This window comes from Hamadaea tsunoensis DSM 44101 (assembly GCF_000428945.1).
GTDB lineage: Bacteria > Actinomycetota > Actinomycetes > Mycobacteriales > Micromonosporaceae > Hamadaea > Hamadaea tsunoensis.
Genome location: NZ_KE386822.1, coordinates 228,740 through 249,234, shown reverse-complemented (window position 1 = coordinate 249,234; position 20,495 = coordinate 228,740). Strand labels below are relative to the sequence as shown.

General features: G+C 70.8%; 18 protein-coding genes and 2 pseudogenes. 18 read left to right on the top strand and 2 right to left on the bottom strand.

Features of this window, described 5'->3' with window-relative positions:
* Positions 1 to 39: 39 nt before the first annotated feature.
* From melA to G401_RS58170, 11 genes and pseudogenes are all read left to right on the top strand, one after another.
* Positions 40 to 1,347, top strand: coding sequence for an alpha-glucosidase/alpha-galactosidase (melA, locus tag G401_RS0141630; protein ID WP_027347166.1), 1,308 nt, complete (start codon positions 40 to 42; stop codon positions 1,345 to 1,347).
* A gap of 310 nt (positions 1,348 to 1,657) precedes the next feature.
* Positions 1,658 to 2,563, top strand: coding sequence for an SIS domain-containing protein (locus tag G401_RS0141625; RefSeq protein WP_027347165.1), 906 nt, complete (start codon positions 1,658 to 1,660; stop codon positions 2,561 to 2,563).
* Between the two features lie 28 nt (positions 2,564 to 2,591).
* On the top strand, positions 2,592 to 3,914 hold the full coding sequence (locus G401_RS0141620) for an ABC transporter substrate-binding protein (RefSeq protein ID WP_027347164.1): 1,323 nt from the start codon (positions 2,592 to 2,594) through the stop codon (positions 3,912 to 3,914).
* 9 nt (positions 3,915 to 3,923) lie between these two features.
* Positions 3,924 to 4,865 carry a carbohydrate ABC transporter permease gene (locus G401_RS0141615; protein WP_027347163.1) on the top strand — a complete coding sequence of 314 codons (942 nt, stop codon included), beginning with the start codon at positions 3,924 to 3,926 and terminating at the stop codon, positions 4,863 to 4,865.
* Entirely contained in the window at positions 4,865 to 5,695 is an 831-nt protein-coding gene (locus G401_RS0141610) for a carbohydrate ABC transporter permease (protein ID WP_027347162.1), read from the top strand. Before G401_RS0141615 ends, G401_RS0141610 begins: the two co-directional genes overlap by 1 nt.
* A complete protein-coding gene (locus tag G401_RS0141605; RefSeq protein ID WP_027347161.1) occupies positions 5,692 to 6,588 on the top strand; it encodes a carbohydrate kinase family protein in 897 nt (298 codons plus the stop codon). The genes G401_RS0141610 and G401_RS0141605 overlap by 4 nt, the downstream gene beginning before the upstream one ends.
* Complete coding sequence (locus tag G401_RS0141600; RefSeq protein WP_027347160.1) at positions 6,585 to 7,433, top strand: class II fructose-bisphosphate aldolase; 849 nt, start codon at positions 6,585 to 6,587, stop codon at positions 7,431 to 7,433. The genes G401_RS0141605 and G401_RS0141600 overlap by 4 nt, the downstream gene beginning before the upstream one ends.
* Positions 7,426 to 8,562, top strand: a complete 1,137-nt coding sequence (locus G401_RS0141595) for a Gfo/Idh/MocA family protein (RefSeq protein ID WP_027347159.1) — start codon at positions 7,426 to 7,428, stop codon at positions 8,560 to 8,562. The genes G401_RS0141600 and G401_RS0141595 overlap by 8 nt, the downstream gene beginning before the upstream one ends.
* A 58-nt stretch (positions 8,563 to 8,620) precedes the next feature.
* Positions 8,621 to 8,956, top strand: a complete 336-nt coding sequence (locus G401_RS51955) for an effector-associated constant component EACC1 (protein WP_051367990.1) — start codon at positions 8,621 to 8,623, stop codon at positions 8,954 to 8,956.
* Positions 8,934 to 9,584 (top strand): annotated as a pseudogene (locus G401_RS58175) (caspase, EACC1-associated type); the annotation flags it as partial. The gene G401_RS51955 and the pseudogene G401_RS58175, both read left to right, overlap by 23 nt.
* Before the next feature lie 243 nt (positions 9,585 to 9,827).
* Positions 9,828 to 10,361 (top strand): annotated as a pseudogene (locus G401_RS58170) (GTP-binding protein); the annotation flags it as partial.
* A gap of 178 nt (positions 10,362 to 10,539) precedes the next feature.
* Here the strand turns inward: G401_RS58170 and G401_RS0141580 are convergent.
* Positions 10,540 to 11,727 carry an FAD-dependent monooxygenase gene (locus tag G401_RS0141580; RefSeq protein ID WP_027347158.1) on the bottom strand — a complete coding sequence of 396 codons (1,188 nt, stop codon included), beginning with the start codon at positions 11,725 to 11,727 and terminating at the stop codon, positions 10,540 to 10,542.
* A 220-nt stretch (positions 11,728 to 11,947) separates the two neighbouring features.
* Between G401_RS0141580 and G401_RS0141575 the strand changes: the two genes are divergently transcribed.
* From G401_RS0141575 to G401_RS0141560, 4 genes are all read left to right on the top strand, one after another.
* On the top strand, positions 11,948 to 12,913 hold the full coding sequence (locus tag G401_RS0141575) for a TetR/AcrR family transcriptional regulator C-terminal domain-containing protein (RefSeq protein WP_027347157.1): 966 nt from the start codon (positions 11,948 to 11,950) through the stop codon (positions 12,911 to 12,913).
* Between the two features lie 228 nt (positions 12,914 to 13,141).
* Positions 13,142 to 14,137, top strand: coding sequence for a chitosanase (locus G401_RS0141570; protein ID WP_281174238.1), 996 nt, complete (start codon positions 13,142 to 13,144; stop codon positions 14,135 to 14,137).
* 96 nt (positions 14,138 to 14,233) lie between these two features.
* Positions 14,234 to 15,424: a cytochrome P450 gene (locus tag G401_RS0141565; protein ID WP_027347155.1), complete on the top strand. Its 1,191-nt coding sequence runs from the start codon at positions 14,234 to 14,236 to the stop codon at positions 15,422 to 15,424.
* Complete coding sequence (locus G401_RS0141560; protein ID WP_245602092.1) at positions 15,421 to 15,627, top strand: ferredoxin; 207 nt, start codon at positions 15,421 to 15,423, stop codon at positions 15,625 to 15,627. Before G401_RS0141565 ends, G401_RS0141560 begins: the two co-directional genes overlap by 4 nt.
* Positions 15,628 to 15,733: 106 nt before the next feature.
* On the opposite strand, the gene G401_RS51945 is transcribed toward G401_RS0141560, so the two are convergent.
* A complete protein-coding gene (locus tag G401_RS51945) occupies positions 15,734 to 17,761 on the bottom strand; it encodes an MMPL family transporter (protein ID WP_034594732.1) in 2,028 nt (675 codons plus the stop codon).
* Between the two features lie 133 nt (positions 17,762 to 17,894).
* Between G401_RS51945 and G401_RS51940 the strand changes: the two genes are divergently transcribed.
* From G401_RS51940 to G401_RS0141540, 3 genes are read left to right on the top strand one after another with little or no spacing between them, the layout of a single operon-like run.
* Positions 17,895 to 19,037 carry a sensor histidine kinase gene (locus G401_RS51940; RefSeq protein WP_084558189.1) on the top strand — a complete coding sequence of 381 codons (1,143 nt, stop codon included), beginning with the start codon at positions 17,895 to 17,897 and terminating at the stop codon, positions 19,035 to 19,037.
* Positions 19,028 to 19,669 carry a response regulator transcription factor gene (locus tag G401_RS0141545; protein WP_027347153.1) on the top strand — a complete coding sequence of 214 codons (642 nt, stop codon included), beginning with the start codon at positions 19,028 to 19,030 and terminating at the stop codon, positions 19,667 to 19,669. Before G401_RS51940 ends, G401_RS0141545 begins: the two co-directional genes overlap by 10 nt.
* A gap of 26 nt (positions 19,670 to 19,695) precedes the next feature.
* Positions 19,696 to 20,466, top strand: coding sequence for a DUF4097 family beta strand repeat-containing protein (locus G401_RS0141540; RefSeq protein ID WP_027347152.1), 771 nt, complete (start codon positions 19,696 to 19,698; stop codon positions 20,464 to 20,466).
* Positions 20,467 to 20,495: the final 29 nt, after the last annotated feature.

Sequence of the window (20,495 nt, the reverse complement as noted above, 5' to 3'; positions counted from 1 at the left end):
CCTTGCCACAGTATGCACGACAGGACCAGGATTCCGCGCATGGCCGTCATCACCTTCCTCGGCGCCGGCAGCGTCGTGTTCACCCGGGAACTCCTGGCCGACATCCTGTCCTTCCCCGAGCTGCGGGAGGTGACGCTCCACCTGCACGACATCGATCCCGAGCGGCTGGCCACGGCCGAGGCGATCGCCCGGCGTACGGCGGCGCAGCTGGGAGCGGACCCGCGGATCAAGACCAGCCTGGACCGGCGTACGGCGCTGGCGGGCGCGGACTACGTGATCAACTCGATCCAGGTCGGCATGTACGCCGCGACGGTCACGGACTTCGAGATCCCGGCCAAGTACGGGCTGCGGCAGACCATCGGCGACACGATCGGGGTCGGCGGGATCTTCCGCGCGCTGCGTACGTTCCCGGTGCTGCAGGGGATCGCCGACGACATGCGGGAGATCTGCCCGGACGCGTGGCTGCTCAACTACACCAACCCGATGGCCATGAACATCGGCTACCTCGCGGCGGTGGCGCCGGACCTCAAGGCGGTCGGCCTCTGCCACTCCGTCTACTGGACCGTCCGCGGGCTCTGCGAGGTGATCGGCGAACCTTTCGACGGCGTCAGCTACCGGGCGGCCGGCCTCAACCACCAGGCGTGGCTGCTGCACTGGCGCAAGAACGGCGAGGATCTCTACCCCCGTCTCCGGCAGGCCGTCGCGACCGATCCCGAGCTGCGGCGGCGCGTACGCGTGGACATGTTCCGGTCGCTCGGCTACTACCCGACCGAGACGAGCGAGCACTCCTCGGAGTACGTGCCGTGGTACCTGCACCACGACGAGGAGGTGGCCCGGCTGCGCATCCCCGTCGGCGACTACGTCCGCATCAGCCGCGAGAACGTCGAGGAGTACGAACGGGTACGCGACGAACTCGCCGCCGGCCACGACCTGGAGATCGAGCGGGACGCCACCGAGTACGCGCCCCAGGTGATCCATTCCATCGAGACCGGCACGATGCGGCGCATCCACGCCAACGTCCGCAACACCGGACTGATCACGAACCTGCCCCGCGATTACGCGGTCGAGGTGCCGTGCGTGGTCGACGAGCAGGGCGTACGCCCGGAATTCGTGGGTGACCTGCCGCTGCAGTGCGCGGCGGTGAACCAGAACTTCGCGTCCGTCGGCGAGCTGACCGTACGCGCGGCCGTGACCGGCGACCCCCGCCTGGTACGCCTGGCCGCCCAGGTCGACCCGAACGCGGCGGCGTCGCTGAGGGTGGACGCGATCTGGGCGCTGTGCGACGAGTTGACCGCCGCACACGGCGACCTGCTCGCCCCCGCCCTCCGCACCCCCACAACCCGCTGACCCTTCCCCTCCCCCTCCCGACACCCCGCCCCCGAGACCCCGAGACCCCGAGACCCCGAGACCCCGAGACCCCGAGACCCCGGCGATCTTGCGCGAATGTCCCGAAATTCGTCCGGAATACCCGAATAGCCCGGACATTCGCGCAAGATCGCCGGGAAGATCGCCGGCCGCCGCCGCAAGGGAGATCGCCGACCGCCGTCGCGAGGGAGGGCCGGCCGCCGAGGACGGGGCGGCGGAAACGCGCAACGAGCGATGTTCATTTAGGTCCGCGACGTTGAAATACGAGCAGAAACGAGCATAGCCTTCCGCCATGAACGTCACCGCCACCGAGATCGCCAGCCAGCCCGAGACCTGGGCCCGGGCCCTGGCCGACACCGCCCTCGTCGACGCCGCGCGTGCGCATCTGGCCGCGCCCGGCGAACGTGTGCTCGCCATCGGCTGCGGCACCTCATGGTTCGTCGCGGAGGCGTACGCCGCTCTGCGCGAGGCCGCCGGGCTGGGCGAGACGGACGCCGTCTGCGCGTCGGAGGTCACGGCGTACCGGCGGTACGACCGGGTGATCGCGTTCTCCCGGTCGGGCACCACGACCGAGGTCCTCGACGCGCTGGCCAAGCTGCCCGCGGACCTGCGGGTGACGTCCGTCGTCGCGGTGGCGGACACGCCGATCGCCGAGCGCTCCGACGACGTCCTCCTGCTCGACTTCGCCGACGAGAAGAGCGTCGTGCAGACCCGCTTCCCGACGACCGTGCTGACCCTCGTACGCGCGGCGTTCGACAGCCCGCACAAGAGCGAGGACGGGCAGGCCGCGCTGGACCGGGACCTGCCCGCCGACCCGGCGGACATCGATCACATCGTCTTCCTGGGCACGGGCTGGACCGTCGGCCTGGCCCACGAGGCCGCCCTCAAGGTACGCGAGGCCGCGCAGGCGTGGTCGGAGTCGTACCCGGCGATGGACTTCCGGCACGGCCCGATGGCCGTGGCGGGGCCGCGCAGCCTGGTGTGGGTCTTCGGGCCCCTGCCCGACGGCATGGCCGAAACGGTCGCGGCGACCGGCGCGCGGCTGCACCACGACGACCTCGACCCGCTGGCGGGGCTCGTTCTCGCGCAGCGGTTCGCGACCGCACTCGCCGCTCTGCGGGGCCTGAACCCCGACGAGCCGCGCCTGCTGACCCGTTCCGTGATTCTGAACCGCCCGGCGGTCCTGCCGCGCGAATGATCTCACCCATCCCCCCGTGAGGTGATCCATGATGCAGTTCTGGAACGCCCGGCGCCGCTTTCTCGGCGGCGCCGTCCTCGCCCTCGGCCTGCTGGCCGCCGGCTGCACGAGCGGCACTCCCGTCGACGACACGAAGGACGCGGCGGCCGGCTACGACCCGAACGCCGACGTCACGATCACCTGGTGGACCGGCCAGTCCTCGGACGCCGAGACGATGGCCGAGAAGCTGGCGACCGAGTTCCACGCGAGTCACCCGCACATCACCGTCAACACCTCGGCGGGGGCGTCCACCACGGACGAACTGCTGACCAAGCTGTCGGCCGGGTTCACCTCCGGCACCTATCCCGACGTCTCCTACGCCTACGGGTCCTGGGCCGGCCAGCTCGCCGCGAGCGGGCGTACGCAGAACCTGACGCAGTGGGTAGCCGATCCGCAGATGGCCTGGTCGGAGATTCCCGAGGCGGCCCGCTCGACGGCCACGGTGGACGGACGGGTCATCGGCGTACCGGCGCTCGTGGACAATCTGGCGCTGATCTACAACAAGACGCTGTTCGACAAGGCGCACGTCGCGTACCCGACCGACACGTGGAGCTGGGACGATTTCCGGGCGGCCGCGAAGCAGCTGACCGACACCTCGAAGAACCTCTACGGCGCCGCGTACTCGGTGGCCGGCAGCGAGGACACGACCTGGCACCTGTGGCCGCTGCTCTGGCAGCACGGCGGCAAGATCCTCGACGGGGACAAGCCGGCCTTCAACTCCGACGCCGGGGTGGCCGCCCTGGAGACGCTGCGCCAGATCGCGGTGGACGACAAGTCGATGTACCTCGACCAGACCGACGAGAAGTACGCGCAGCTGTTCAACGACAACCGGATCGGCATGATGATCTCCGGGCCCTGGTCGCTGTACGACATGGGCGAGGCGAAGGTCGACTATGGCGTCAGCTTCCTGCCCGGCTACAACGGCGACCACGAGACGATCTCCGGTCCCGACGTGTGGGTGCTGTTCGACCACTCCGACGCCAACCGGGCCGGCGCGGCGCGTACCTTCCTGCAGTGGCTGACCGGCAAGGACGTCGACGTGCGCTGGAACCTCGGCAACGGCAACCTGCCGCTGCGCTCGTCCGAGGCTGCCACCAAGGAGTTCGCCGACTACTGCGCCCAGTACCCGGGCGCCCAGAAGTTCTTCGACAACCTGGCCAACGCCAAGCAGGCCCGGCCGACGGTCGAGGCGTACCCGGAGGTCTCCCGGTACGTCGGGCAGGCGATCGCCTCGGTCCTGCAGGGCGCGTCCACGCCCAAGGAAGCCTTGGACAAGGCCGCTCAGCAGGCCGCCGTGGCGCTGCGCGGCTGAGGCGGGCCGATGACCACGTTCGCACTCTCCCGGGACCGGCACGAGGCCCGGTCCCGGCCGCGCCCCCGGCGCAAACCGCGCCGCCTGCGCCGCGCGCTCACCGGCTGGGCCTTCGCGGGCCCGGCCACCCTGCTGATCCTGGGGCTGTCGGTGTTCCCGGCGGTCTGGGCGTTCGTGATCTCGCGGACGAAGTGGAACGGGATCGCGCCGGCGAAGCCGGTCGGCTGGGGCAACTACGAGACCATGGCGCAGGACCCGCAGGCCGCCGCGGCCGTGGGGCACACCTTGTGGCTCACCGCGCTGTTCGTGCCGTCCTCGATCCTGCTGGGCATGCTCGTCGCGGTCGCCCTGAACCAGAAGATCCGGCTGGTCGCGTTCTACCGCACCTGCATCTTCGTGCCGTACGTCGCCTCGGCGGCGGCCACCGGCATCCTGGCCACCTTCGTCTTCAATCCCCAGTTCGGCGCGGCCAACGAGGTGCTGCGCCGGCTCGGCCTGCCCGCCCAGCAGTTCCTGGAGAGCCGCTCGCAGGCGCTGCCGGTCATCGTCCTCATCGCGCTCTGGGGTGAGATCGGCTTCACCGCCGTCATCTACCTCGCCGCCCTGCAGGACATCCCGGTCGAGCTGACCGAGGCGGCCACTGTGGACGGTGCGGGCCGGTGGCGGGTGTTCTGGCACGTGACCCTCCCCCAGCTGCGCCCGGTCACCGTCTTCACGGCGGTCTGGCAGACCATCACGGCGATCCAGCTGTTCGACCTCGTCTACACCACGACGCGGGGCGGGCCGTTGCAGTCCACCGAGACGGTCGTCTACTACGTGTACGAGCTGGCCTTCCAGACCCAGCGGTTCGGCTACGGGTCGGCGGTCGCGTACGGGCTGTTCGTCGTGACCATGCTGCTCACGCTCGGCATCTTCTGGTACTCGCGCCGATCCAAGATCGAGGCATTCTGATGAGAAGCCGAAAGAGGATCCTGCCGTTCAGCGGCTGGCACCTGCTGCTCATGCCGCTGTCCCTGCTGTTCGTGCTGCCGCTCGCGCAGATGATCCTGACCTCCTTCATGTCCGACTCGGAGATCAACCGCTTCCCGCCGAAGTTCATCCCCAGCTCCCTGCACCTCGACGGGTACATCGGGCTGCTCACCGAGTCGCACATCCTGCGCTGGCTGCTCAACACGATCCTCGTCTCGGCCATCGCGATCGCGGCCCACCTCGTGCTGTGCTCGCTGGCCGGCTACGGCTTCGCCCGGCTGTCCTTCCCCGGCAAGGGCGTCGGCTTCTTCCTCATGGTCGCGACCGTGATGATCCCGACGCAGCTGCTCATGATCCCGACCTACCTGATGTTCGCCCGGCTCGGCTTCGTCGACACCCTCGCAGCGGCCTTCGTGCCGTGGCTCGCGACCGCGTTCGGGGTCTTCCTGATGCGGCAGTTCTTCCTCTCGCTGCCCGCGGAGCTGGAGGAGGCCGCGTCCATCGACGGCGCCTCGACCCGGCAGATCTTCTTCCGGGTGGTGCTCCCGCTGGCCAAGCCCGCGCTCGCCACGCTCGCGCTCTTCACTCTGCTGTCGTCGTGGAACGACCTCGTCTGGCCGCTCATCGCGATCAGCGACGACCGGTGGTACACGCTGCAAGTGGGTCTCACCATGTTCCAGGGGACGCGGCGCACCCAGTGGTCGTTGCTCATGGCCGGCAACGTGATCGCCACCCTTCCGCTGATCATCGCGTTCGTCGTGGCCCAGAAGCGGTTCATCGCGACGATGACGTTCTCGGGGCTCAAGGGATGACCCTTCTCGTGGTCGGCGACCTCAACCCGGATCTCGTCCTCTCCGGGGACGTGCATCCTCTTTTCTCGCAACGGGAACAGCTCCTGAGCTCCGCCTCGCTCCTGCTGGGTGGGTCCGCTGCCATCACCGCCGCCGGTGCCGCATCTCTGGGCGTACGCACAGCCCTGTGCTCGGCCACCGGGGACGATCTCCATGGCACGTTCTGCCGCCGCGCTCTCGAAGAACGCGGAGTGGACGTTTCCGGGGTGAAGACCGTCCCGGAGCCGACCGGCCTGTCGGTCATCCTGTCCGACTCCGACGACCGGGCGATCCTCACGCTGACGGGCGCGATCGGCTCCCTACGTGCGTCCGATGTGGACTTCGATGGCGTGCGACACGTCCATGTCGCGTCCTATTTCCTGCAGCCCGCGCTGGCCTTGGAATTACCCGATCTGTTCGCGCGGGCCAGGTCGCTCGGCGTCTCCACGTCGCTGGACACGAACTGGGATCCGGCCGAACAGTGGGCCGGGGTTCACGAGGTGCTGGCCCACACCGACGTGTTCCTGCCCAATGCGGCCGAGCTGCGGGCGATCACGGGGATCGACGACCTCGAAGCCGCGGCGCTGTCGCTGAAGACGTTGGTGGTCCTCAAAGACGGCGCGGCCGGCGCGAAGGCATGGTGGCCCGGTGGATCCTGTGCCGCACCAGGTCTGCCGGTGGACGTCGTCGACACGACCGGCGCGGGCGACAGCTTCAACGCCGGCTTCCTCGCGGGATACCTGAACGGCGAACCCCTCGACCGGTGCGTCGCCCTGGCGGCGGCGGCCGGTTCCCTGTCCACCCGGGCCGCGGGCGGCACCGTCGCGCAGGCCACGATGCACGAACTGCTCAGCGCTCTGGAGGCACAACAATGATCACCCCGACCGCCGACCTCGTCCGCTCCGCCGCCACGGCGGGGGTGGGGCTCGCGGCGTTCAACGTCGTCACGCTGGAACACGCCGAAGCCATCGTGCGCGGCGCCGAACAGGCCGAGCGGCCGGTGATCCTCCAGATCAGCGAGAACACCGTCCTGTTCCACCAGGGACAGCTGGCACCGGTGGCGGCCGCGTCGCTCGCCCTGGCCCGGGCGGCCTCGGTGCCGGTGGCGCTGCACCTGGACCACGTGACCGACGTCGACCTGCTGCGCCAGGCGCCCGAGTGCGGCTTCTCCTCCGTCATGTTCGACGCTTCCACCCTGGAGTACGCCGAGAACGTCGCCGCGACCGCCGCCGCCGCGGACTTCTGCCACGCCCACGGGCTCTGGCTCGAAGGCGAACTCGGCGCCGTGGGCGGCAAGGGCGGCGCGCACGCGCCCGGTGTGCGTACGCGGCCCGACGAGGCGGTCGCGTTCGCCCGGGACACCCGCGTGGACCTGCTGGCGGTCGCGGTGGGCTCCAGCCACGCCATGACCGACCGGTCGGCCCGGCTGGACCACGAGCTGATCGGCGAGCTGCGGTCGGCCGTGCCGGTGCCGCTCGTCCTGCACGGCTCGTCCGGCGTACCCGATCTCGAACTGGCCGCCGGGATCACCGCCGGACTCGTGAAGATCAACATCGGTACGGCGCTGAACATCGCGTACACCGCGGGGGTGCGAAGTGTGCTGGACTCGGACCCGAAGGCGGTCGATCCGCGCAAGGCGCTGAAGGCCGCCCGCAGCGCGATGGCGGACGCCGTAACGGCGGCGCTGCTGGTACTCGCACCGGAGGGTTCTCATGTCTGACTTGCGGATCGCGGTAGTGGGGCTCGGCGCCCGGGGCTATCTCGCGTCGCTGGTGCACAAGCCCGGCGAGGGGTCGCGGGTCGTGGCCGTGGTCGATCCGCGCCGGCCCGAGCCGCCGTTCGACGTGCCGGTTCACTCCACACTGGACGATCTCGACCTCGCGGAGGTCGACGCGGCGCTGGTCCTCTCCCCCGACGACACCCACGAGGAACTCGCGATCCGGCTGCTCACGGCGGGGGTCGCGACGTTCGTCGAGAAGCCGCTCGCGATCACGGTCGACGGCGCCGACCGCGTCCTCGCCGCCGCCCGCGACGCCGGCTCCCGGCTGTACGTCGGGCACAACATGCGGCACGCGCCGTTCGTCCTGGCCATGCGCGAGGTCATCGCGAGCGGCGCGATCGGCCGGGTCATGTCGGTGTGGTGCCGGCATTTCGTGGGCAACGGCGGCGACTACTACTTCAAGGACTGGCACGCCGACCGCCGCCGCAGCACGGGCATGCTGCTGCAGAAGGGCGCCCACGACATCGACGTCATCCACTGGCTCGCGGGCGGGCGCACGCAGGCCGTCAGCGCGTTCGGCGACCTCGGCGTCTACGGCGACATCACCGACCGGCGCGACCGCGCGGGCACCCTGATGCCGGACTGGTTCGACGCGGGCACCTGGCCGCCGTCGGCGCACACGGGTCTGAACCCGGTGGTCGACATCGAGGACCTCAGCGTCGTCAACCTCCAGCTCGACAACGGCGTGATCGCGACCTACCAGCAGTGCCACTACACCCCGGACTACTGGCGCAACTACACCGTCATCGGTACGCACGGCCGCCTGGAGAACTTCGGTGACTTCGCCGGCTCGGTCATCAAGGTGTGGAACGCGGGCCGTTCCGGCTACCGCCCCGACGCCGACCTGGAGATCCCGGTCCCGGCCGACTCCCACCACGGCGGGGCCGATCCCGCCATCATGGCCGAGTTCCTCCGGTACGCCCGCTCCGGCGGCCCGACCCTCACGTCCCCGGTCGCGGCCCGGGACGCGGTGGCGGCCGGCTACCAGGCGACACTGTCCCTTCGCGACGGTGGCACCCTCATGGAGGTTCCCCCGACCGACCCGGACCTGGCCGCGTACTTCGGCTGAGGTCACCCGTCCGTGGCGGGGCACCCGGCGACCGGCCGGGTGCCCGTAGCATCGCTGAGTGCTGCTCGCCGTGACGGCCGACGATCCGTCGGCCAACCTCGCCGACCTCCATTCCTGGCTGACCCGTGTGCCGGACGCGCGGGTGGAGCTGCGGCCGGGCCGCCCCGCACCCGGTGAGCTCGGCAGCGGCTGGGACGCCGTCACCGCGGTCTGCTCGTCCGGCGCGGCGATCGGCGTCCTGCGCGCGGTGCACGTCTGGATCCGGTCCCGGCAGACGCGCGTACGCGTGAGCATCAGCGACGGCGACCGCAAGCTGGAGATCGAGGCGACCCACCTCGACGACCCCGACGCGTTCGCGGCTCGGGCGATCGATGCCTTCCGCGCCCCGGCCTGAACTGGCGGGGTCACGGGCGATCCTGCTCGGGACCTCGGAGTTCCACGAGTCGCTGCCGGACGTGCCCGCCGCGCTCAACAGCCTGCACATGATGCGGGAGCTGCTGACCGGGCCGCTGTGCGGCTGGCCCGCCGACCAGGTCGAGACGCTGGCGAACCAGACCGCCGCGGACGGCCCGATGTACAAGCTGAACGCACTGTTCAAGGAGACGCCCGGCGTCCTGCTCGTCTATTACGTGGGGCACGGCCTGCCGACCCATGCGGGCGGCCTGTGCCTGGCGTTGTCGGACACCCGCAACGTGCCCGACACTCTGACCCACGCCGACCTGCAGCTGGACTGGCTCCAGCGGACCATGGGGTCGTCCGGGGCGGCCCTCAAGATCCTCATTCTCGACTGCTGCTTCTCCGGCATCGCCACGGGCCTGCTCTCCGCCGCTCTGCCGATCACACCGCGCCGCGGCGTCTACACGCTCACGGCCAGTCACGCGCTCGAGAACGCGCGCTACGAGACCGAGGGCGATCGGCCGCTGACCCAGTTCACCAAGGCCCTCGCCGCGGTGGTCAACGAAGGCGTACCGGGTGCGCCCGAGACGCTCACCTTCCACGACATCGTGCCCGTCCTGCGGCGCCGGCTATTGGCGGCCTTCATGCCCGATCCGCAGGCCCGGGCGGAGGGCGACGCGCACATGTTCGGGTTCGCCCGCAACGCCGCCCCCGTCGGCCCCGTACGCGATCTGCCCGGCGAGGTGTCGCAGCTGCGTACCGAGGTGGAACAGCTGCGGGACGAAGTGGCGCTGCTGCGCCGGGAGCTGCGCCGGGCGCAGCCGGTCGCCGGGGAGCAGGGGCAGGTCGCGACCGGACAGTCGGGGCCCTTGTCGCCGCCGGCGGACCGGACGGATCTCAAGATCGTCGTGATCGGCGGCTTCGGTGCCGGGAAGACGACCTTCATCAGCGCGGTCAGCGACATCCCGCCGCTCGCCACGGAGGCGAGGATGACCACGGCCGGCGCCGGCGAGGACGACCTGTTCGGCATGCCGGACAAGACCACCCTGACGACAGGCCGCGACTACGGCCGGGTCGACCTGCCCGCGGACCTCCGCCTGCATCTCTTCGCACCGCCGGGGGCCACCAGGTACTGGAGCTTCTGGGACGATCTCGTCGCCGGCGCCCACGCCGCGGTCGTCCTGCTGGACGTGCGCCGGCTCGCCGACAGCTTCGCCTCCCTCGACTACGCCGAGCGGCGCGGCCTGCCCTTCGTCGTCGCGGTCAACGCCTTCGACGGACGGCAGCGGTACTCCTTGGAGCAGGTCCGGGAGGCGCTCGACGTGCCGGTCGGCGTACCGATGCTGGCCTGCGACGCCCGTGTGCGTACGGACGTCCGCCAGGTCCTCGTCGAGAGTCTCGAGGCGGCGCTGAAGTCGGCGACGGCCCGGCTCGCGTACCCGAGTCCGGGACCGCGCACCGGCGGGCTGATGCTCGCGCGGACGTTCTCGCCGCGGAAGTTCTCGCCGCGGAAGGAGGACGGGCCTGACGCACCGTCCTCCTCAGCACCGCAACGGGCGCCCTCAGTAGTTCTTGAGGGTGTCAGTAGTTCTTGAGGGTGATCGCGTCGGCCTTCTGGAAGAGCTTGGCGAAGAACAGCCGCATCGGCCACTTCGTCATCGAGTTCATCGACAGGTTGCGCATCCGGATCATCAGCGACGACTCCGGCGCGAAGCCCTTGACGCCGCCCGGCGGCAGCTCCTGGCACTGCTTCACGTAGGGCCGCAGCTCCGCCTCGTACCGGGCGAACGCTCCGGCGTGGTCGTCGGGCGTCGCCGCCAGCTCCCCCGCCAGCACGTACGCGCCGACGATCGCCATCGCGGTGCCGAGTCCGACCAGCGGGGAACCGCAGAACGCCGCATCACCGAGCAGGACCACCCGGCCGCGGGCGTACGTGTCCATGTGGACCTGGCAGAACGAGTCGAAGTAGAAGTCCTCGGCGCCGTCCATCCCGGCGAGCATCTGCGGCGCCTTCCAGCCCATCGGCGCGAACTTCTCCCGCAGGATGGCCCGCTGCGCGGCCACGTCGCGCCGGTCGTAGTCCAGCTTCGGGCTCAGGAAGCTCAGCATCGCCTTCGCCGTGCCGCCGTTCTCCGGCCGGATGCCCGCGGTGATGCCGCCGGGCGCGCTGTGCATCACGAACCACTCGTCGAGTACGCCGGGATCGGGCATCGTGAAGTACGCGGTGTACCCGCCGATGTACTCGACGAACCGCTCCTCGGGTCCGAAGGCGAGGCGGCGGACGCCGGAGTGCACCCCGTCCGCCCCGACGACCAGGTCGAAGTCGCGTACGGCGCCGCCGGCGAACGTGACCTTGACCCCGTCGGAGTGCTCGGCCAGCTCGGTGATCCGGTCGCCGAAGATGTACTCGACGTCGTCCTTCGTGGCCTCGTAGAGGATGGCGGTCAGGTCGCCGCGCATGATCTCGATCTCGGCGACGATCCCCTCGCCGCCGAACGCGTCGGCCGGCAGCTGCGCCTGCAACCGGCCCTTGGCGTCCACATAGGCCAGTCCACGCTCGTGTACGCGGGCGGCCCGGACGGTCTCCATCAGGCCCATGCGCTCGACGACCTCCTTGGCGGCGCCGCGCAGGTCGACGGCGTGGCCGCCGGGCCGCAGCGCCGGGGCGGTCTCCACCACGGTCGGGACGAACCCCCGCCGGCGCAGCCAGTACGCGAGCGCGGGACCGGCGATCGAGGCGCCGGAGATCAGAACGGTCTTGTTGCGCATGACAGACTCCCACCAGATTCGTGTACGCTGTACGTCGTGTGCTGCGTACACGGTATACACGGCGTACTAGGTGAGGCAATCTCCTTGCTGTTCAAGGTGTTTACGCGGTAGGCGTACTAGAACAGCGGAGGCGCTGCCCGACTAGTACACCGGAGGGCTGGAGCGACCGATTGTGACCTGAGCCACACAGGTGTACTAGTACGAGACCGAAGGAGCCCGCATGACCCAGCCCGGACCGCCCTACCTGCGCATCGCCGACGAGATCCGGCGGCACATCGCCGACGGCGTACTGCGGGAAGGCGATCACGTGCCCTCGGCCCGGCGGATCACCCGGGACTACGGTGTGGCGCTGGCGACGGCGACGAAGGCGCTGGCCGCGCTGCAGGCGGACGGCCTGACGCGGGCGGTGCCGGGAGTGGGCACGGTGGTCGCCGCACAAGCACCGGCTGGACCGGCGCAGCCTGGACCGGCTGCGGGCACGGCCCCGCGACCCGCTTCCGTCCCCAAGCGACCAGCAGGCGAGGCGGACCTGACCCGGGAGAAGATCGTGCGCAAGGCCATCGGGATCGCCGACGCCGAGGGCATGGCCCAGCTGTCGATGCGGCGCATCGCGGGCGACCTCGGCGTCGCGACCATGAGCCTGTACCGCCACGTCGGCGGCAAGGAGGAACTGGTCGTCTACATGATCGACTCGGCGTTCACCGACTTCCCGCTGCCCGAGCGCGCGCCCACCGGCTGGCGCCGCCGGCTGGAGGTCGCCGCGCGGCTGCAGTGGCAGGGCTTCCGCCGCCACCCGTGGCTGGCCCCGGCGCTGTCGATGACCCGCCCGCAGCTCATCCCCAACGGCATGCGCCACACCGAGTGGGTCTTCGCGTCGCTGGAGGGCCTCGACCTGAGCCCGGAGGAGATGCTCTACGTCCACCTGACCCTGTTCGGCTTCGGCCGCGGCCTCGCGATGAACCTGGAGCTGGAGGCACAGGCCGAGCAGGACACCGGGCTCAGCGTCGACGAGTGGCTCCAGACCCAGGAGCAGGAGTTCCAGAGCCTGCTGCAGCAAGGCGAGTTCCCCGCGATCGAGCGGATGTTCCGCCACGACGTCGACATGGACCTCGACATCCTGTTCGAGTTCGGGCTGACGCGGCTGCTCGACGGCCTCGACCGCTTCTTCACCACCCGCACTCCGTAGCCGCCGGACGAAGACGGAAAAGTGCCGGCCGCCGGCGACATGACCTTGACCGATGTCGCGAAACCAACCCTACGGCGGCCGGGAAGCGTTGGTTTCGCCACATCCGTCAAGATCTCGCTCCAGGCGCTCCAAGCGGGAGCGTCGAGAATGGGCAGAGGGTTTTCCCATCGGTGGATGGGCAGGTATCTTGGCTGCCGGGTTCCCGGGTGCTCGCGGCAGGAGATCGATGTGCGACTGACGAACCGCCGGCTCGGCTGGCTGGCGGCCGGGGCCGTCGCCGCCTGCGGCACCCTGGCCGCGGTCCTCGTGCTCGACCTCGGCGCCCCGGGCTCGGGCGCGGCCCCGAACCCCACGGCGACAACGGGTTTCGTCGCGGCGTCCGGCGGCGACGGTGCGGTGGTCACCGGGTCCACGCCCTCCATCGCGGCAAGCGGGCCGATGCCGTCCAAAAGCCCGGCGGGGAGCCCGTCCGGTTCGCCGAAAGCCATGGGCGCGGCGAAGCCTCCCGCGTCCGCCGGCCTCGACGACGCGCACAAGAAGGACATCGCGATGCAGCTGGTGTCCAGCGCCGAGAACAGTTCGCTGAACTGGAAGGCCCAGTACAAGTACATCGAGGACATCGGCGACGGCCGCGGCTACACCGGCGGCATCATCGGCTTCTGCTCGGGTACGCACGACATGCTCGAACTGGTCACGCTCTACACCAGCCGCAAGCCCGGCAACGTGCTGGCGAAGTACCTGCCGGCGCTGCGGAACGTGGACGGCTCCGACTCGCACGCCGGCCTGGATCCGAACTTCACGAAGGACTGGGCGACCGCCGCCCAGGACACCGCCTTCCAGCAGGCGCAGAACGACGAGCGGGACCAGATGTACTTCGACCCCGCGGTCAAGCAGGCCAAGGCGGACGGGCTGCGCGCGCTCGGCCAGTTCATCTACTACGACGCCATCGTCATGCACGGTCCGGGCAACGATCCGGTGAGTTTCGGGGGGATCCGCGCGGTGGCCCTGCGCAAGGCCAAGTCCCCCGCTCAGGGCGGCGACGAGTACGCGTACCTGAACGCTTTTCTCGACGCCCGCAAGGCCGCGATGCTGACCGAGGCCGCCCACGACAACACCGACCGCGTCGACACCGAGCAGCGGGTGTTCCTCAAAGCGCGCAACTTCACCCTCGCGACGCCGCTGCACTGGTCGGTGTATGGGGATGAGTACACCATCAGCAAGTGATTCTCACCGATCTCCCAGAAAGCGGGGCTAACATCGAGACATCGACACAAATTGTCGATGATGCGCCACTCGAAGATGCTCCAGGGAGGACCGACGTTGACCACCACCGAGGCTACTCCGAAATCGTTTCCGCCCCCACCGCCGGCCGGCCCGCGGCCGAACCCCGCGCCGGAGGCGGCGATCGAGCGCGTACTGCTGCCGACCGGGACGCAGGCCTGGCTGGTGACCCGGCACGACGACGTGCGCCAGCTGCTGCGCAGCCCCGACTTCTCGGCCGACTTCACCGCGCCCGGCTTCCCGGTCCTGCGCCGGGTCCCGCCGCCCGACCCCAAGCGCTCGGCCGGGCTGTTCATCCGCATGGACGCCCCCGACCACACCTTCTTCCGCCGCATGCTCACCTCCGAATTCATGATCAAGAATATGCGTACGCTGGAGCCGCTGATCCGGCAGACGGTGGTGGGCGCGCTCGACTCCCTGACGGCCGCGGGGCAGCCCGCCGACCTGGTGGAGCACTTCGCGCTGCCGGTGCCCTCGATGGTCATCTGCCACCTGCTCGGCGTCCCGTACGCCGACCACGCCTTCTTCCAGAACCGCAGCCGGACGCTGCTCGCCTGGTCCACGCCGCCGGAGGAGGCCCAGGCCGCCGCGGACGACCTGCGCGCGTACCTGGAGCGGCTGATCGACGTGAAGGTCGCCGAACCCGGTGACGACCTGGTCAGCCGGCTGGCCACCGAGCGGCTGGCGACCGGCGAGATCACCCGTGACGAGCTGGTCGGGCTGAGCCTGCTGCTGCTCATCGCCGGGCACGAGACGACCGCCAACATGATCGGCCTGAGCGCGCTGGTCCTCCTGCAGCATCCCGAGCAGCTGCGGGAACTGCGCGACGACCCGGCGCTGATCGACGACACGGTCGAGGAGCTGCTGCGCTATCTCACCATCGTCCGGCAGGGCCTGCCCCGCGTCGCCGTACGCGACACCGTCGTCGGGGATCATGAGATCAAGGCCGGTGAGGGGGTCATCGCCCTGCTCTCGGCGGCCAACTTCGACGCCGAGGTGTTCGCGGCCGCCGAGGAGTTCGACCTGCACCGGGGGTCGCATTCGCACGTGGCGTTCGGCTTCGGCGTACACCAGTGCCTGGGACAGCCGCTGGCGCGCAGCGAGCTGCGGATCGCCCTGGCCGAGCTGACGCAGCGGCTGCCGGACCTCGCGCTGGCCGTCGATCCGTCCGAAGTGGAGTACCGGGACGCCGTCATCTACGGCGTCCGCCGCCTCCCGGTGACGTGGTGAGCGCCCTGCGGATCGCGGTGGACCGGGACGCCTGCTGCGGCTCCGGCAACTGCGTGATGACCGTGCCCCAGGTCTTCGACCAGGACGAGGAGCTGGGCCTGGTGGTCCTGCTCGATCCGGAGCCGCCCGCGGAGCGTCATGCCGCCGTGCGCCAGGCCGCGCACATCTGCCCCGCCGGCGCCATCGACCTCACCGAGTCCTGACCAGCACCGCCCAGCACTGCCATGATCCCGTTTGGATCAGGGAAGTCACCCGAATCTTGGGCCAAGATTACGTGGGTTTCCCTGATCCAAACGGGATCATGGCGGGTCAGGCGCGAACGAGTGGTGCGGGGGTGGGCGGAGCGGGTTCGTGGAGGCCTACGCGGACGTGCAGGCGACGCAGGATCCCTGGGGCCCACCAGTTCCAGCGGCCGAGGAGCGTCATGGTCGCCGGCACCAGCAGGCAGCGGACGATCGTCGCGTCGACGAGCACCGCCACGAACAGGCCCAGGCCGATCTGCTCCAGGTCGCCGATCTTCGCGTACGCGAAGAAGCCGAACACGATCAGCATCAGCAGGGCGGCCGAGGTGATCAGGCGGCCGCTGCGCTGCAGGCCGTCGCGTACCGCCTGGTCGGTGGGCAGGCCCGCGTCCACACCCTCCTTGATCCGGCCGAGCAGGAACACCTCGTAGTCCATCGCGAGGCCGAATCCGAAGGCGCACACCAGGACGATGACGAACGGGCTGAGGCCGCCGACGGTCAGCGTGTCCAATGGCCCGGCCAGCACGCCGTGCTCGAACACCGCCACGAGCACGCCGAACGTCGCCCCCAGCGACACCACGTTCATCACCAGCGCCTTCAGCGGCACCACGAGCGAGCCCGTCATGAGGAACAGCAGCACGAACATGGCGATCAGGACGATCGCTCCGGCGTACGGGAGGCCGTGGGCGATCTTCGCGTTGAGGTCGATCAGCATCGCCGCGTCGCCCGTCACCCAGGACCGCGGCGCCGGCCGGTGCGCCCGCAGGTCGCGTACCAGCTGCTGGGCCCGCGGCGACTGGCTGTCCACGGTCAGGAACAAGGTCACCCCGGTCACTCCCGCCGTCACGGTGCGGGCCGCTTGCACCTCTGCGACCCCTGCCGCCGTACGCCACGGGCGGGCCCAGTCGTCCATGGCGGCCGCGGGCAGCTCGGCGAGGACGGTGATCGACGGACGGTCGCCGGTGCCGAGCGCGCGGTCGACGCGTACGGCCTCGATCGAGGCGGGCAGGCTGGCGTCGCCCGGCAGCTTCAGATGCGCCCCGAGCAGCGGCGCGCCGGCCGCCAGGAGGAGCACGACGCAGCCGAGCGTCACGAGTCCGGCCCGGCGCTGGGTCAGGCCGGCCAGCCGGGCGAAGAAGCCGGTCGTGGCGGGACGCGTACGCTTCGCCGCCTTGATCCGCTTCCCGGCCAGGCCGATCAGCGCGGCGGTCAGGGTCAGCGCGCTGAACAGGGCCATCAGGGCCGCCGAGATCCCGGCCGCGCCCATGCCCCGCAGCCGGGGCACGTCGAAGAAGAGCAGTCCGACGAGGGCGGCCGCGACCGTCAGGGCGCTGTACGCGATCGTCCGCCCCGCCGACGCCCAGGTACGCCCGACGGCCGTGGCCCGGTCGTGTCCGCCCGCCAGTTCTTCGCGGTACCGGGCGACGAGCAGCAGCGCGTAGTCGATCGAGAGGGCCAGGCTGAGCATCGACACCACGGTCACCACGTTGGCGTCGAGGTCGACGAAGCGGGAGAAGACCAGCAGCAGCCCGAACGAGCCGGCCATCGACGCGATCGTGGCCAGCAGCGGCAGCCCGGCGGCGATCAGGCCGCCGAAGACGAAGATCAGCACGAGCAGCGTCAGCGGCAGCGACTTGAGTTCGGCTCCGTTGAGGTCCGCCTGGACCGCCTCGTTGACCTGGTCCTCCATCACCGCGTCCCCGCCGAAGCTCACCCTTGTTCCGGAATGCCCAGCGGCGAACCGGCGGATCAGGTCGCTGGTTTCGCGTACACCGGCAGCGGAGAGGGTGACCACGAGCGCGTCCGGACGCGTCTCGACGGCGGTGACCCCGGCGACGGCTCTGACCTGAGTGGACAGTGCGTCGAGCGGCACGGAGCCGCCCTCGAACAGGGCGACCAGGTGCTCGGCCGGCACCGGCCCGGTCCGCACGACGGCGCGGGCGTCGCCGGACTCGGTGTGCCGCAACTGATCGCCGTCGGTCATGCCGGCGAAGACGGGACCGGCGGCGAGGCCGCCGCCGACGATGATGGCGAGCCAGGCCGCGAGAACGGCCCAGCGATGACGGAAGCAGAACTGGCCCCAGCGAGAAATCATGGTGCCGAGCCTCGCCGCCCGGGTGCGTCCGTGTCGGTAATGCAGGCAGCCGTGCGGGGGTGAGGCTAACCCCACCCCCGGTCCGGGAGCCTGCCGCATACCGGTGCCCCTGGGCGGGCCCTACCGTGTCCTCATGCGATTCGTACGGCGGACCGGGCGGGCGGTGGTACTCGCGGTGACGGGGCCCTTCGTCGCCCTCGCGGGGATCCTCGCGCTCCTCACGGCCGGACTGTTCGCGCCGCGGCCCGTCGTCGAGGCGCTGTCGGACTGGCAGCGCCGCCGGTACTCGGTCCTGGCCGGCGAGCCGCTGGTGGCCCCGGTCGAGCGGCACGGCGTCCTGCGCCAGCAGCTGTTCCACTGGCTGGCCGTGCCGATGTCGATCGTGACGTTCGCCGCGACGGTCGGCTCGTGGGCGCTGTCGGCGGCCGGGTTCGGCTGGCTCTCCTTCGGCTGGTCGCTACGGGCCGACCCCGACGGCCTGCTCAGGTACGGTTCGCCGGTGCCGATGTCGGTCGTCCCGATCCTGAGCAGCCTCCTGCTGATCGTCGGCTTCTTCGCCGCCCTGCGCTTCACCGACCTGGAGCTGGCCGTGGCGCGTACGCTGCTGCAGGCCAGCCGGGCCGAGCGGCTGTCGGCCCGGGTGGACCGGCTCACCGAGAGCCGGGCCGAGACGGTCGACGCCGCCGACGCCGAACGCCGCCGCATCGAACGCGACCTGCACGACGGGGCCCAGCAGCGGCTGGTCTCGCTCGCGATGAACCTGGGCCTGGCCCGCGCCACCCTGACCGAGGCCGACCCGCAGGCCCGCGAGGCGCTGGCGGCCGCGCACGACGAGGCGAAGCTGGCCCTGAGCGAGCTGCGCGATCTCGTCCGCGGCCTGCATCCGGCGGTACTCGACGACCGCGGCCTCGACGCCGCCCTGTCCGGGATCGCCGCCCGCTCCCCCGTCCCCGTCGAGCTCACCGTCGAACTCCCGGCCGACGCCGCCGACCGGCCGTCGCGCACGATCGAGGCGGTCGCGTACTTCGTGGTCGCCGAGGCTCTGTCCAATGTGGCCAAGCACGCCGGCGCCACCGCCGTGACCGTCGACGTACGCCACCGGGGCGACCGGCTCCGGTTGTGGATCTCCGACAACGGCCGGGGCGGCGCCGACCCGGCCCGCGGCACCGGACTGCGCGGCCTCGCCCAGCGCGCCGGATCGGTCGACGGGCGCCTGACCGTGACCAGCCCGATCGGCGGCCCGACCGTGATCGAGGTGGAACTGCCGTGCGAGTAGTGATCGGCGAGGACTCCGTCCTCCTGCGCGAAGGCCTGGTACGCCTGCTCGCCGCCGGCGGCTTCGAGGTGGTGGCCGCGGCCGGCGACGCTGAGGAGTTCCTCAAGGCGGTCGGCGAGCACCGGCCGGACGTGGTCGTCGTGGACGTCCGGATGCCGCCGAGCTTCACCGACGAGGGCCTGCGCGCTGCGCTCGTCCTGCGCCGCCAGCATCCGGAGATCGCCGTCCTCGTGCTCTCCCAGTACGTCGAGGAGCGGTACGCGACCGAACTGCTGTCCGGGCCGCCGAGCAAGGTCGGCTACCTGCTCAAGGACCGGATCGCCGACGTCGGCGACTTCCTCGACGCGCTGCGCCGGGTGGCCGGCGGCGGCACCGCGCTCGACCCCGAAGTCGTCTCCCAACTGCTCGTCCGCCGCCGCAGCGACCCGCTCGACCGGCTCACCCCGCGCGAGCGGGACGTCCTCGCGCTCATGGCCGAGGGCCGCTCCAACTCCGCCATCGCGGCCGCGCTGTTCGTCAGCGAGAGCGCGGTCGGCAAACACGTCAACAGCATCTTCACCAAACTGGACCTGCCACCCGCGGAGACCGACCACCGCCGGGTCCTCGCGGTCCTGCGTTTCCTGCAGGCCTAGACCTGCGCATCTCGGGGAGGAAAATCATGTCGCAACGCTTCATCGTGGGCACGCTCGCCGCCGCCGCCCTCGTCGCCGCCGGTTACGGCGCCTGGCGCGTGTACGCCGATCCCGGCACCCACCAGGTCCAGGAGACGCAGGCGTACACGCAGCCGGTGACCCGGATCGTCTTCGACGACATGCATGCCAACGACATCCGCGTACGCGCCCGGGACGGGGCCGGCGGGGTCACGGTCGGCCGGACGCTGCGCTGGACGGAACACCGCCCGCGGGCCGTCGAGCACTGGGACGGCAGCACGCTGATCATCTCGGTGGAGTGCGACGAGGCCCGCTTCTACGGCGAATGCGGCATCGACTACGCGATCGAGGTACCCCCGGCCGTCGAGATCGTGGCCGACGTCAGCTCGGGCGACGTCCTCGTCGACGGCACCTCGGGACCGATCCGCGTCACCGCCTCGTCCGGCGACGTGCACCTGCTGCGTACGCGTACCCAGCGCATCCAGGTGGAGACGACGTCCGGCGACATCACCGGCGAAGGACTCGAAGCCGGATCGCTGGTCGCGTCGGTCACCTCGGGCGACGTCCAGCTCGCGTACGCGGACGCGCCGACCACGGTCGCCGTCACGGCCACCAGCGGCGACGTCGGCGTGACGATGCCGTCGACGGGGACGGCGTACCAGGTCAGCATGAGGACGACGAGCGGCGACCAGCACAGCGACTTCGCCAGCACGGCGGGGGCGGCGGGCTCGATCACGGTCTCGACGACGTCCGGCGACGTCAGCCTCCGCCGCGCCTGACGGCCCCCTCCCCGCTCGCGCTCGCTTGC